This window comes from Ekhidna sp. (assembly GCF_965228795.1).
Classification (GTDB): Bacteria; Bacteroidota; Bacteroidia; order Cytophagales; family Cyclobacteriaceae; genus Ekhidna.
Genome location: NZ_OZ245839.1, coordinates 2,023,170 through 2,036,851, shown reverse-complemented (window position 1 = coordinate 2,036,851; position 13,682 = coordinate 2,023,170). Strand labels below are relative to the sequence as shown.

16 protein-coding genes are annotated in these 13,682 nt (G+C 40.1%); 7 read left to right on the top strand and 9 right to left on the bottom strand.

All coding sequences use genetic code 11. The features are described from left to right. Positions 1–59 precede the first annotated feature (59 nt). The gene (locus ACQK2H_RS09180) at positions 60–2,471 is read left to right on the top strand and encodes an ABC transporter permease (protein WP_425391138.1); all 2,412 of its coding nucleotides are present in this window, start codon (positions 60–62) and stop codon (positions 2,469–2,471) included. Here ACQK2H_RS09180 and ACQK2H_RS09175 read toward each other — a convergent pair whose 3' ends face one another. Next, positions 2,472–2,987 carry a hypothetical protein gene (locus ACQK2H_RS09175; protein ID WP_425391137.1) on the bottom strand — a complete coding sequence of 172 codons (516 nt, stop codon included), beginning with the start codon at positions 2,985–2,987 and terminating at the stop codon, positions 2,472–2,474. A 179-nt stretch (positions 2,988–3,166) separates the two neighbouring features. Here ACQK2H_RS09175 and ACQK2H_RS09170 point away from each other — a divergent pair, with 179 nt between their 5' ends. The 4 genes from ACQK2H_RS09170 (at position 3,167) to ACQK2H_RS09155 (ending at position 5,145) form a co-directional block, all read left to right on the top strand. Beyond that, positions 3,167–3,877, top strand: a complete 711-nt coding sequence (locus ACQK2H_RS09170) for a peptidoglycan recognition protein family protein (RefSeq protein ID WP_425391136.1) — start codon at positions 3,167–3,169, stop codon at positions 3,875–3,877. Between the two features lie 5 nt (positions 3,878–3,882). Further along, positions 3,883–4,296, top strand: a complete 414-nt coding sequence (locus tag ACQK2H_RS09165; protein WP_425391135.1) for a hypothetical protein — start codon at positions 3,883–3,885, stop codon at positions 4,294–4,296. 1 nt (position 4,297) lies between these two features. Next, a complete protein-coding gene (locus ACQK2H_RS09160; protein ID WP_425391134.1) occupies positions 4,298–4,696 on the top strand; it encodes a hypothetical protein in 399 nt (132 codons plus the stop codon). Positions 4,697–4,824: 128 nt separating this feature from the next. Beyond that, positions 4,825–5,145 carry a hypothetical protein gene (locus ACQK2H_RS09155; RefSeq protein ID WP_425391133.1) on the top strand — a complete coding sequence of 107 codons (321 nt, stop codon included), beginning with the start codon at positions 4,825–4,827 and terminating at the stop codon, positions 5,143–5,145. Between the two features lie 3 nt (positions 5,146–5,148). On the opposite strand, the gene ACQK2H_RS09150 is transcribed toward ACQK2H_RS09155, so the two are convergent. Next, positions 5,149–5,991: a universal stress protein gene (locus ACQK2H_RS09150; protein ID WP_425391132.1), complete on the bottom strand. Its 843-nt coding sequence runs from the start codon at positions 5,989–5,991 to the stop codon at positions 5,149–5,151. Between the two features lie 9 nt (positions 5,992–6,000). After that, entirely contained in the window at positions 6,001–6,915 is a 915-nt protein-coding gene (locus ACQK2H_RS09145) for a universal stress protein (protein ID WP_425391131.1), read from the bottom strand. A 179-nt stretch (positions 6,916–7,094) separates the two neighbouring features. Between ACQK2H_RS09145 and ACQK2H_RS09140 the strand changes: the two genes are divergently transcribed. Next, complete coding sequence (locus ACQK2H_RS09140; RefSeq protein ID WP_425391130.1) at positions 7,095–7,625, top strand: cysteine dioxygenase; 531 nt, start codon at positions 7,095–7,097, stop codon at positions 7,623–7,625. 6 nt (positions 7,626–7,631) lie between these two features. On the opposite strand, the gene ACQK2H_RS09135 is transcribed toward ACQK2H_RS09140, so the two are convergent. Beyond that, on the bottom strand, positions 7,632–8,492 hold the full coding sequence (locus ACQK2H_RS09135; protein WP_425391129.1) for a universal stress protein: 861 nt from the start codon (positions 8,490–8,492) through the stop codon (positions 7,632–7,634). 152 nt (positions 8,493–8,644) lie between these two features. On the opposite strand from ACQK2H_RS09135, the gene ACQK2H_RS09130 reads away from it, so the two are divergent. Further along, positions 8,645–9,820 (top strand): hypothetical protein, encoded by a 1,176-nt coding sequence (locus ACQK2H_RS09130; protein WP_425391128.1) that lies wholly within the window; start codon positions 8,645–8,647, stop codon positions 9,818–9,820. Here ACQK2H_RS09130 and ACQK2H_RS09125 read toward each other — a convergent pair. Genes ACQK2H_RS09125 through ACQK2H_RS09105 form a run of 5 tightly spaced genes read right to left on the bottom strand, consistent with a single transcriptional unit; the run spans position 9,770 to position 13,682 of the window. After that, entirely contained in the window at positions 9,770–10,783 is a 1,014-nt protein-coding gene (locus ACQK2H_RS09125) for a hypothetical protein (RefSeq protein ID WP_425391127.1), read from the bottom strand. The genes ACQK2H_RS09130 and ACQK2H_RS09125 overlap by 51 nt on opposite strands. Then, the gene (locus ACQK2H_RS09120; protein WP_425391126.1) at positions 10,780–11,112 is read right to left on the bottom strand and encodes a cupin domain-containing protein; all 333 of its coding nucleotides are present in this window, start codon (positions 11,110–11,112) and stop codon (positions 10,780–10,782) included. Before ACQK2H_RS09120 ends, ACQK2H_RS09125 begins: the two co-directional genes overlap by 4 nt. Positions 11,113–11,136: 24 nt before the next feature. After that, positions 11,137–11,421, bottom strand: coding sequence for a DUF7009 family protein (locus tag ACQK2H_RS09115; RefSeq protein ID WP_425391125.1), 285 nt, complete (start codon positions 11,419–11,421; stop codon positions 11,137–11,139). Next, entirely contained in the window at positions 11,421–12,665 is a 1,245-nt protein-coding gene (dsrP, locus tag ACQK2H_RS09110; protein WP_425391124.1) for a sulfate reduction electron transfer complex DsrMKJOP subunit DsrP, read from the bottom strand. Before dsrP ends, ACQK2H_RS09115 begins: the two co-directional genes overlap by 1 nt. A gap of 6 nt (positions 12,666–12,671) precedes the next feature. Continuing rightward, positions 12,672–13,682, bottom strand: coding sequence for a 4Fe-4S dicluster domain-containing protein (locus ACQK2H_RS09105; protein ID WP_425391123.1), 1,011 nt, complete (start codon positions 13,680–13,682; stop codon positions 12,672–12,674).

Sequence of the window (13,682 nt, the reverse complement as noted above, 5' to 3'; positions counted from 1 at the left end):
CCATGCAACATCCTGAATAAAACGGTTGTCCAACCATTCAAACTCAAAAACTTAAAAGGATGCTAAAAAACTATCTAACCATTGCGTTCAGAAATCTCTGGAAACACAAATTATTTACAGGATTAAATATCTTCGGATTGTCCTTAAGCATGTCAGTTTGTCTAGTCCTTATTCTTTTGGTTTATGACCATTTTCAATACGATAAATTCCATCCACAAGGGGATAAAATCTATCGCATCACTACTGCAGCTAAAGGTCATGAAGGGCCATTCAATGAAAAATATGCCACCTCTCCCCTGCCATTTAAAAACGAGCTTGTTGAGCAATATTCTATCATTCAGGGTGGTACTAATCTTAATTCTTACCTGCGTGGTGAAATTCGCTCACCACATAAAATCTTAAACATTCGCTCGATGTATGCTGATGAAGCATTTTTTGATGTTTTTGGTTTTGAATTAAAGGAGGGCGATATCAATTCTTTATCAGAACCTTTCAATATTGTTCTCAGCGAAGACTTATCCAGCAAACTATTCCCAAACCAATCAGCACTGGGACAAACCATAGATTTTGAAGATCATGGAAGCTATAAAGTCACCGGAGTGGTTAAAAATCCACCAGGGAAAACCCACATGCAGTTTAAAGCCCTGGCATCCCTAAACACACTTCCTATTCTAGCTGAAAAAGGGATAGTATCCGATAGCTATAATAGCTGGAAAGAACACTGGAGTGGGTATAACTACCTGGTATTGAGTGACCCATCATTTCATGAAGAAGCAGAAGCAGCCATTAACACACTTGCATCTGAAAAGATTGAATACGAAGCAGACGAACAAGAAATGATATTTCGGCTTCAGCCGATGAATTCGATTGTTCCGGGCGGTCTTACATCCAATGAGATCGCATTCACTTTGCCATGGTTTGTACTTATGTTTTTCGGTGTGTTGGGGTTGATAGTGCTTATTACCGCATCAATTAATTATACCAATTTATCAATTGCGAAAGCACTGAGTCGTGCGAAAGAAATAGCGATCAGAAAAGTGAATGGTGCCAGCCGAAGACAGATAATATCGCAGTTTCTTACAGAGTCGGTAATTACAGCCTTTTTATCTCTACTATTGGCGGTGGTGATCTACCGATTTCTGATTCTTTCTTTCAACGAAATATGGATTTTTAGCATGATCGGTATCTCATTGGAGGACTCCATTGGGACTTATGGATATTTTATCCTTTTCACGATCATTTTAGGACTACTTACCGGGATTGGACCTGCGGTGTTTCTTTCCAAAATCAAAGCAGTAAACTCACTTAAAGGAAATGTGTCAAAAATAAAGTCAAGAAAACGGTCGATACTCAGGCACCTATTTGGAAAGCGAACCCTGATCAGCATTCAGTTTAGTTTATCAATCATCATGCTGGTGACGATTCTAATCCTCAACAAACAAGGTGAATTTCTAGTAAACTCAAATTATGGATTTAATGAATCAGAGGTGTTTTATGTCAACACCCATAAGCAAAATCCTGCTTCAATCAAGCAACATTTTGAATCCATTTCCGGTGTAGAAAATGTGACTTTCACCTCACATCATCCCGCAATAGGACGCTCTCATGGAGGAGGTGCTCAATGGAAAAAAGACCAAGATCCAATTACCCTCTATTATTTCTCTGTAGATCCAAATTATATCGATGTAATGGAGCTGGATCTTATTGCCGGGAAGAACTTCCCCAAAGATATTTCCACACAGAATGAAAAGTTTCTGATCATTAATGAAACCGCGGTTGAAACCTATGGATTTGAATCCGCCAGCCAGGCCATTGGTGAAACGATGTTTCTTGACACGCTATCTCTTCAGATCATTGGAGTGGTGGAAGATTATCATTGGGAGCCACTTATGAAATCCATACGGCCCCTTGCTCTACGAACCTTGCCTGACAGATATGAGTATGCCTATTTGAAAGTGAGAAGTGACGATATTATTACTCAAAGTAAGAAGTTTGAGGAAGCCTGGACATCATTTGATGCAAGCAGAGAATACGAAGGAGGATTTTTAAATGAACAGCTTGATGAGTTCTATCAGTTTTTCTACGACCTGGGAAATATATTGACCTATATAGCTATGATTGCTTTATCGATAACCGGGTTAGGCTTTCTTGGAATGGTCAGCTTTGAATTAAAAACCAAGGTTAAGGAAATCGGTATTCGAAAAGTATTAGGTGCCACTTTTAGATCGCTGACTTATTCCATGGGAAAAGGATTTATAGTGATGATTGCAATCACATCAATCATTGCGATTCCATTTGCTATGTGGGTCAATAGTCTATGGGTAAATCAAATGGCCTTTCATGCACCTATAGATACCACCATACTTATTCCTACTTTGACAATTATCCTTGGAATAGCAAGTGCAACGATTTTGTCGCAGGTATGGGTAAATGCGAACAAAAACCCAACTGAGACGTTGCGCTCTGAGTAGCTATTTAAAAATACATTCAGCATTTTCTTTGGAGATCTGAACGACTGCCGTTGGGATTTCCTGATCGCTGAATGAGTTTTCCATTGCCTTGATTCGAATGAAAACAATACCGGAATCTGCGATATCCTTCATCGTTTCTTCGGTCATTTGGAAGGTAATCTCATAACTGGTGATCTTGCTTCCGTAATCGTCAATGATTTTCGGTTCGGCTTTTTCAATGGCATTCATCCGAACTACATTGCCGCTTCCAGTTCTCATCACCAGCTCGCTATCCTTTGAGATCGTTTTGTTCAGTTCGCCGTAATCACCCACCTCAACCTGAAACCGATAATCACTACCGTTTCTGATATAGGAAAAGTAATAAAAAGGTGTCGGTCCGGTTAACCTCGTCTTTACCGTCCGAATGATATCATCTGTAATGGGGTCTTGCTCATTAACGACGTACTTACATATTTGAGCACTTCCCGAAAAGGAAACCATTAAAACAATTAATGCTAAATAAACTCTTCCGCTCATGGGTTAATAACAACTTTCGATTTTAAAACTACAACAAATCAAAAACAGCTTTGGGTTTAAAAACCAACAATAATTTATCTTCTAGTTTAGAAATGTGCCATAAGCTCGTTGTTTACAAAGCTTGCGAATCAGCTAAAATCATCGTAGCTTAACTTTATTAAGTAACCTAATCACTCACTATGGCTGAAATCCAAAACATGATTTCAATCCTGCCGTGGCATCCTACCAGAAGGTGGGGAGTCAGGCAATTGTCGGCAATTAATAAGATAATCATACATCAAGAGCTGGGAGAAGCAGATGTAGAGGCAGTCAACAACTACCACATTAAGCCAAATCACATCTCCTCAAAGGGTTGCCCGCATTTGTGCTATCACTTCTCCATTCGGAAAAATGGTGAAATCATTCAAGCCAATGAATTATCCAGTGTGACCTGGCACTGCAAAGGCCAAAACATTGAAGCGGTAGGGATCATGGCCGTGGGTAATTTTAATGGGCCCGGCTATGATATGGGTACCTCAGAACCCACAAAAGAACAGATAAAGTCTATTGATTTCCTGATTGATTATCTCATAAAATCATTGAGACTGACCAACCAGGATGTTTTTGGACATTATCATTTTGGAAAGCCAGCATGTCCCGGGCATGAGCTGCAGAAGTACGTGGAGAAGCGGCGTGAAAGTTTAGTAGCGGTTGATTCGAACGTTGAAAAATCCGTGAAAGAGGTACAAAAGAGGTTAAACCAATTAGGGTTTGCAGCTGGAGCCGAAGATGGTATTCACGGAATAAAAACACTTGCAGCCATCCGCAAATTTCAGGCTGCACAAGGGCTACATGTGGATGGTATAGTAGGTCCTAAAACCTGGAGTAGATTACTAGAACTGACTAAATAGCTAACATGGAAAAACCAGAGAAATTATTCATCGGAGAGGACGGGTTTTGGTCTGCTTGGTTCTCCAAACTACTTTTTACACTCATCAGCGTGAAAGTGTGGGGATTGGTAGCAGGCACCTGGATTTCTACCTACCTCCTACTTAATCAGAAGCTGATTGAAGTTGGGGATAAGACTTATGAATTGAGCTTTAGCAGTGCCCAGTGGCTGACTTTTAACACCACCATATGGGCCTTGATATTTGGAATGAAAGAGGTATTCAGAATATCTGAGAAAAAAGACAAGAATGAAAAAGCGGCACTTGATAAGCGGCTGGAGACTAAAGAAAAAGTAGCCGCTATGATAAAGACTCCCCATGATCCGGCTACCGTAAGGGTGAACCCGGATGGAACTGAAACGGTAGGATCTGAACCGGATTGAAATGAGTAAAACCATTAAAACGATATTGATTGTAGCCATTATCCTCGGAGTGGCTGTGCTTTTGATCTTCAGAAGTGATTTGATCGGCCAAGCAATTGCCGCGCTGGCTGGAGGGTTTGCAGCGTTTAAAGCGAAGCTCTTTAATTCATCGAAGATTGATGTGGAAGCAGAAATAGATGAAATAGAAACCCAACATGCTGCCAAACGAAAAGACTGGCAGCTAATCATAGATGAGTATGACAGTAAGTTCAATGCGCTGAAAGCACGGATGGACTACCTGGATTACAAATCGGCTTTAATTTCAAAGCAAATCGTCAACTTGGATACAGCAGAAAAGGAAGCATTGAAGAAAAATGCAGATTTAAGCGATGATGAACTATTAGATTGGTTAAGAAACTAGCAATGAAAACACCTTCTTGTATATTACTCTTATTAATAAGTCTCATTCCGGCTTTAGGACAACAAAACACTGGCATCATCAGACCGGGATCTAGTTTTAGTAATCCCTTTGATTATAATTTGTTTTATATGCCACGATCCAAGGTAGTGGAATTTAAAAACCTTGAGACCAGGGCTGAGTTTGACTCAATCCGCATCGTACTCTATCAGGAGAAGTTGAAAACCTTTGAAGAGCGCATCTTTCTGGCAGATAGTGCCACTCAACTACGAAAGCTAGAGGCGAACTATTGGAACTCTAAATTGCTGGCCAATGATGCTTTACTGGAGGAGGAACGTAAAACCAATGTCCACCTAAGAGCGGATATTCAGCGAATCAGGCAATCCAGAATATACTACTTCCTAGGTGGAATTGTTGCCACTTCAGTGGTCGTTGGGGTTTTGTCCGATTAAAGGCTACTCCAGAATTTTGTAAACTACAATCGGTTTTTTCGACTCATTAACCACATCTTCAGTAATTGAACCACCTATCAAGTGTGCTATTCCTTTCTTGCCGTGAGTGCCCATTACAATCATTCCTGCATTGACATCATCAGCGAACTTCACCGCTCCCTGATCTACAAAATCGGCTTCAATGGTGCTTATCGTATAATCCTTCAGACTGTTTCTCTCGGCAAATTGCTCCAGTCGTTTTTGAACCTGACTTTCTTCCAGCCAGTTGTACGGGGTTTTCACTTTAACAACATGCATATTTAAACCTAACATCTCCTGGATATCTTTTGCTTTATGAGCAATTAAATCCTGCTCAGCACTAAGATCGGAGGCAAAGGCCATACTCTTTATATCCTTTAAATGGGTTTCTCCTTTGATAATTATCACCGGGCATTCAGCATGTCTTATCATTCGTTCTGCATTCGATCCAATGAATACTTCTCTTAAACCGGAAGCTCCTTTAGATCCCATAATGATCCAACTGGCATTTTCTTCAGCAATCATCTTGCTAATGCTGGTAAATGCATTACCAAATTTCATATGAACGGACACTTGCTGGCCTGCGTCAATTACACGCTTCGACCATTCTTCTAATTTGGATTCAGAAGCTTTTATATACTCGCCTGTATAAAAGGCCTCCATTCCGGAGGTGTTTACCTCCCCTGTAAAACTTAAATGTCCTACCGGCACCTCTAACACATTAACAAGTATAATTTCTCCTTTGACTTTCTCATTAAACGCTATGGCGAAATTCAAAGCGTGAGACGCTTGCTCTGAAAAATCAATCGGAACTACTATTTTTTTCATATCAATTCGTTAGTCTACTGTTAATACTTCAATTTTCTTATACTCCGGCTTACCGTGAGCATTTTCAACACTACTTAATCTAATGGATTTTTCCTTTTTATCCATCTTAAATGTCCACACCGGTTTTTTAATGTGATTTACGGTATCTTCAGTTAGACTTCCTGATAGCCAGTGAGAAATTCCTCTTCTTGCATGAGTAGCCATGGCTATCATATCTGCATTTGTTTCATCTGCGTGCCATAAAATACCATCAGATGGAAATACATTTTTAATGATGGTAAATTCAAAATTCGCTATGTCGTATTCCTCTATCAGCGTGCTCAGCTCTTTGCTTACTTTTTCTTCATTTTCAATATTATGCGGTGTTTTTACCCATAAAAACTCGATTCGGGCTCCAAATTGCTTTTGGAGGGCTGCTACTTTAGTGAGATAACTGGCCTTGATCTCACGAATATCAATGGGTACAAGTATTCGTTTTATACTGTCAACTGTGGCAGCAGAAGGAACAGATATCACCGGACAAGGTGCATGACGAACTACTTTTTCTGTATTAGATCCCACTAAAACTTCTGAGATGCCGGATGCACCTTTGGTGCCGACTACCACCAAATCAAATCCTTCTTCATTGACCATGTTTTTCACAGATTCTACTAAGGAGAGTTGATTGACTACACTCTTCAGCTTAAGTCTTGATTTAAACGTGTTTTTGAACTTCTCCATTTTTTCTTCCATTGCATCTTTGACCTCATCCATCATAGATTTAGCAGTGGTGAATGATGTGAACTGATAATCAGTGAAATAGTCGAAATGAACACTGTTCAACAAGGTGATCTCTGCATCATTTTTTTCAGCTATCTCTATCGCGAAACGTGTAGCGTGTCCGCTCACTTCCGAAAAGTCTACAGGAACTAGTATTTTCTTCATGGTACTAATATTTATCCATACCAAAACTAGAGACTCCACTAAGTGCATCATATGACATTTAAGAGTTGAATGGTTGATTTAAATCACATCTTGATAAAAATCAGCTCTACTCCTAGGAATGATCATCCATTTTTCTACTCATCCATTTTACCTTTTGCAATAACAAAAAATAGAAATAGATGGAAACGATTAAAACTGTAGAACAACTTGTCAGGGCATTAAGCTCGTGTGTAGATTGTAGTAATCATGTGTTGGATGTGATGAGCAATGTTAAAATACCAAGAACAGAATTTGAAAAGTATTACTCTTGGGATGATGAAAAATATGCTCGAAATGTACTGGCGAGAAATGAGAATTTTGAAGTGCTACTGATTTGCTGGGAAGAAGGTCAGTCTTCACCTATACATGATTTCAATGCCCAGGAAGCCTGGATTCATCCTATTCAGGGGATGCTTAGGGAAGAACGATTCAAGATCAATGTAGACGATGATCGTCTTGAAAAAGTAAGCAACGTACTACTGGGAACTGATGAATTTTCATATATGAATCAGGTAGGAATTCATCGATATTCGAATGCCAATAAAGCACGAACGGTCAGTTTAAATATTTATAGTAAGCCTGTTTCAGAATGGCATGTGTATGATGAAGCCAGTTCAAACAGTACTATGAAAGAGACCTGGGAAAATAAGAATTATCAATTATTGGATTAGACATTCTTACACAATGAGATTGATGATCTTTTCAGATTTATCAATTTTAAATGACCAAACCGGAATATCCAAATGATTGACTGTATCTTCAGTAAGGCTCCCTGAAAGCCAATGTGAAATACCTCTCCTGGCGTGAGTGGCCATAGCAACCATGTCTGCATTTGTGTCTTTAGCTTCCAGAAATATGCCTTCTTCAGGACTAATATTGTTGACAATAAATATTCTGTAATTATCAATCTTATGTTCCTTAAAAATCCGAGCAAGTTCTCTACCCAATCGTTCCTCATTTCGCTCGGAAAATGAGACATCAGTTACCCAGGCAAATTCCAACTTACACTTGAGATTGCTTTGAAGCATTGAAATCTGTGCAAGGAATCCGGAGCGTAACTCACGCAAGTCAAGTGGTACTAATATCTTCTTTATACTTTCAAGTTGAACCGATCCCGGAATAGAAATAACCGGGCAGGACGCATGTCTGACAATCCTTTCTGCATTTGAACCAACCATCATTTCAGAAAGCCCGGATGATCCCGTCGTACCAATCACAACCAAATCAAATTTTTGCTCTTCAACCATATCCTTTACAGCAGATACCAAGTTCAGTCCATTTACCTCCGTGTGAATGACATGCTTCGTATCAAATTGCTTAGCAAATTCCTCCATTTTCTCAAAAACAGCCGCTCTCACATCTTTTACTATCGTTCTTACCCCGGAAAAATTTGCCAACTGCTGCTCGGAATACAAATCGAAATGAATGCTATTAAGTAAAGTGATTTCAGCACCAAACCTATCCGCTAATTCAACAGCAAATCGAGTGGCATGTATACTTACTTCAGAAAAATCTACGGGTACTAATATCTTTTTCATGCTAAAGGTTTTTCAACTAAAACTTCCATAAAAGTATCGTCATACTTACCCTATTAGACTGACAATTGCTTTGTGCAAGCTTGATTTTCATCAACGATCCAAGATTCATATTTATTTTTTTTGAGGAAAAATGCAACCTTAGCTAGTCGAAAATGAAATCTTATGCACGTATTTCCCTGATCTTTCTGACCCTTGCAGCTTCTATGGGCCTGATATTGAGGTCGATGCAATCCGGATTCCCGTTGATGAACTACAAATTTCTGCTGCACACACACTCTCACATAGCTTTAATCGGATGGGTATATAATGGTGCATTTATTATCATATCCAATCTACTTCAGGTTCAAAACAACAAAGTATTTAAGCGGCTCTTCTGGATCACTCAGCTAAGCATCGTAGGCATGCTTTTTTCCTTTCCTTTCCAGGGTTATGGTGCCATTTCCATTGCTTTTAGCACATTGTATGTGTTTTGCTCGTACTATTTGGTTGTTTTGATATTCAGGCATACCATTGACGAGCCTAAGTCTACAAAATCACGCTTTTTAAGGTGGGGAGGTATTTATCTCATAGCCTCAAGTGTAGGGCCGTTTGCACTTGGCTACTTTATGGCCAATGATATGGGAGATTCCATCTGGTATAACCTCTCTATCTACTGGTTTTTACATTTTTTGTACAATGGTTTTTTTGTATTTGTTGTTTTTGCTCACATTGTGAGTAATGGTCTGTCTAAAGGGAAAACCATATTTCTTTTGATGAACATCTCTCTGATTCCTCTTTTCGGTTTATCCGTTCTATGGGTAGAACCTCCGATGTTCATGTATTTATTAAGTGGTATTGGGGCAACTCTCCAGATCATTGCACTCGTCATACTTCTAAAGAGCAAAAGCATTAAACTCACTAACTCACTAACAAGTTGGCTCCTACGGCTATCGCTCATTGCCTATGGATCGAAGCTGATTTTTCAATTGATTGGTTGTACCCATTCAGTGCAGCAATTCATCAACGATACCGTGCCCTATTCAGTCATTGGTTTCATTCACCTGGTGATGTTGGGATTCTTTACCTTGTTTTTACTCTTCTACTTTTTCACCATTGAACAAATCAGATTATCCAGACTTTCAAAGCTTGGGTCCTGGTTATTAATCATAGGGATTGTGCTGTCTGAGGGACTTCTTTTTGGTAAGGCAGCTCTTATACAATTATCCATTCCATGGCTTACTAATTTTTTCCCAACCCTCACAGTGGTCTCAACGCTGATGCCGATTGGTATTCTTCTTTTAACCATTAGTTCTTTCAGCCACCGTGCGATTCCTGATCACTTGAAATAACAAAGAGGAAGCATATAGGATAATGGCTAGCAGATTCAGGATGCCGCCAATATTACGCGCTAATTGTATTTGAAACAGATCTCCTATGATTAGCCGGGCAATTAGTCCAATGGATAAAAATATCACCCATAAGTTCGGGAAGGTCTTCAATTCTTCCAATCCAAGTTTTTTTAATAAGGCATCCGGGGCATTGATGAAAATCATGGAGAAAAAGAAACCTAAAAATAACGCATGAAGAACCAGATCATAACTATACAGGATGTGATCTGAAAATAGCGAACTGATACCTGTAATCAGTAGCCAACAGTAGGCCACTACTAATGCAAGTAAATGTTTGCTGCCATTTTTTATCTCCAAATAGGCCAGTCGAATGCCCAACAATGCAAGCCCTACCCCATAAATGGCTTGTCCATACCCATGGAAACCCAACCAGAAGGAGAAGAAAAGAGCCAATGAAAGTACCAGGCTAATTACATCCTCTTTCCCCATTTTGCTCAGTCGCGTACCGACGATCAGCATGAGAATAAACACTATAAAAAATGGGACAGCCGCCGGGTAAAACCCATTTTGATAAAACTTGAGATTACCAATAAACCAGGATAAAAGGCCTACTAACTGATAGACACCATTTTGTGATTGTTTTTCAATCAGGACATAAGTTTCTTTTAGAAACAGGATCGCAATATTGGCTGCCACCAACAACAGTCCGAATTCAAAACCCATTAAATAAAGTGTAAGACCACTAATTAATAATATTAGACCGATAAGTATCCATCGATCGTTTGGTTTACTTAATAAGCGCTCAACGGTAATGACACCTCCGGCAAACCCATTAAGCATTAAAACTCCATGATGAAATGAAAGTGGAAAGTGGATCAGTCCAAACCGGCTGAGACCGGTAAACAGTCCGAGGATGAGAAAAACAGGTATGCCGATCGCTACAAGAAGCTTCAGCTTACTCATTTAGGATCTTTGATCATGATCAGCATCATCTTGAAAGGCTCGATGGCCTCTAGTGCATGAGGTATGGTAGCAGGCATCAAAATCATCTGTCCCTCTTCCAGCTCAAAATCTTTCCCACCAATTGTGATCTTGCACTTTCCATCTACAATTTGAGCGATGGCATCAAAAGGAGCCGTATGTTCGCTAAGTCCCTGACCTTTATCAAAAGCAAAAAGCGTCGTATTTCCACTTTTGTTTTTCGTCAGCGTCTTACTCACAACAGCTCCATCTGCATAATTAACCAGTTCTTTCAAAGTAAAAACGGTTGATGGGTTGATTGAATTATTCATCTTCATTAATCTTTCTAATTGACATTATCCGTATAAATCACTTTCTACCAGGACCTTCAATCCCTCACTGGAAACCCATGTAATCGAGACATGATTCTGATTTAGAAATTGTTGTCTGTCTATTGAAACAATCATTGATCCTTCTTCAAGAATTACTTTATTCTCTCCTGCCAGTCGTAATTGATAGCAGTATGTTTTTTGCAGATCAAACTGCAGTTCTTCTCTCACAAAACCACTTTCCTTTAGTGCCTTACTATCATCTCCTGAAAGTCGAATTCGAATAGAGTTTTGATGTATCCGAAGTTTCATTAACCCCTAGTTGAAACAGATTGCTTCTTTTCCTTATACCGCATTCTTCCCAATTCAATGGAAATAGCAGATTTTGCCAGGATGGTAAAAATGAAGGCACCCATTGCCCATATTCCAATGGTGACTCCAATCTCAATCCACGTTGGCACATATTCAACAATATCCCCCCAAGCACCAGGTATAAACCCAGGAATGATCAGCCCCATTCCCTTTTCAATCCAAATACCGACAAACAAGCAAACGCAGGCAACCGTCAACCAGCGGTAGCTTTTCAAAATCAAGTGCATGGTCAGTATTCCGGTAGCTACTACATTCAAAATCAAAGAGGCGTATGTCCATGGAACCAAACCTGTCTTACCATGCAAGCCGAAAAACAAATAAACCGCACTCAGACTGTGATGGGTCTGCGCATAGAATTCTTTAAATAATTCAGAAATCAGCATGATAAGATTGACCTGAGCAGCCACTGTCACAACCATTGCCAGTTTGGCGAATGATTTCTCAGCAATTTTGTAATCCGTATACTTGGAAATAATCTCCAAGATGATGATGATCAGTGCTGGTCCCGCAGCAAAGGCTGATGCCAGAAATCGAGGACCAAGCAGAGATGTATTCCAAAACGGTCTGGCGGGCAATCCCGCATATAAAAAGGCTGTCACCATGTGAATACCTACCGCCCAAAAAACAGAGATCATCGCTCCCGGTAAGTAAAATTTCTTATTTGGTTCTTTATTCTGGTATCTGGACATTAAGATGTATAATGGTATGGTAATATTGATAAACAAGTAGCCATTCAGCACAATTACATCCCATGCCAGCATGGATTGAGGAAAATTGAATAATCCGATACCGGGAATCAAATGCCAGGCTCTGCCAGGTCCACCTAAATCCACTGTAACAAACGCCAAACACATGATCAGAGCTGCCACTGCCAGGCCTTCTCCGATTAAAACTGCTTTAGAAAAATCAACATCTTTCAACACATAAGTGGGCATCACGAGCATGACTGCCGCAGCGGCAACACCGACGAGGAAAGTAAAATTTGAGATATACAGTCCCCAGCTCACATTGTCATGCATTCCTGTGACTATCAGTCCCTGACTTATCTGCTGATAGTAGCAATACGCACCTAGAAGCATAAAGAAGGTAAGTACACCCATCCAAATGTGATAGGATCGAGAACCTTGCATGGCATTTGATATGCTGTCCTTTACCAGTGAGCTGAATATTTTTAGTTGATTCATCATTGCTTAATCCATGAAATACCAAAACTTCGGTTCAGTGCCCAAATCCTCCTTGAGTCTAAATACCTTTTTATTTTCAAGCACCCATCTTATTTCGCTATTCGGATCAAGAATGTTTCCGAAAATTCTTGCCCCGGTCGGACAGGCCTCTACACAGGCCGGGTTCTTACCATTTCGTGACCGTTGAATACAGAAGGTGCACTTCTCCATCACCCCATTCTTACGTAATCGATTGCCCAGGTAATGCTGATCCTTGTTGACTTCATTCTCCGGCACTTCAGGCTGCTTCCAATTAAATCTTCGCCCATCATAAGGACAAGCAGCCATACAATACCTACAGCCGATACACCAGTCATAGTCGATCACGACAATCCCATCCTTCTCTTTCCAGGTCGCTTCCACCGGACAAACATCTACACATGGAGGATTCTCACAATGAAAGCACTGAGTACCCATGTAAAAATGGCCTTCGGCAGGAACTTCATGGAAGAAATCATCCTCAGCCAGCTCAAAATTGATTTGGCCATTCTTGTGTTCATGAATGCGGATGTATTGCATCTCAGAAGACCGATCCTGATTATTCTCTTCCACGCAAGCATTTACACAGTCCATGTAGCCTTGACATTTGGAGATATTGAATGCATATCCATACAGTACATCCTCCGTGGCACCTTTTGATGAGACGCTGATTTTCTTACCTGTATTCATCTCATACAGGCGCTCGAGACGCTTTACCGTATCCTTTTGCTCCTTCTCCGTCATCACACGATAATTCTTCTTAAAGAATTCATCCCATTTCAAACTATTTTTTTCCTTAGTATCATCGTCACCGACCACACTACATGAAGTAGATGCCATTCCTGCGCCAGTCAGCAGTCCGAGGGTTAATTTCTTTAAAGCACCCCTTCTGCTGGTCTTTGCATCTCCCATCTGGCCAAATCCGGTATCGGGAGTTGGGGCTGACTCTTGCTTACTTCCACAGCTACAATTGTGTCCACATGATTGATTTTCTTCCAT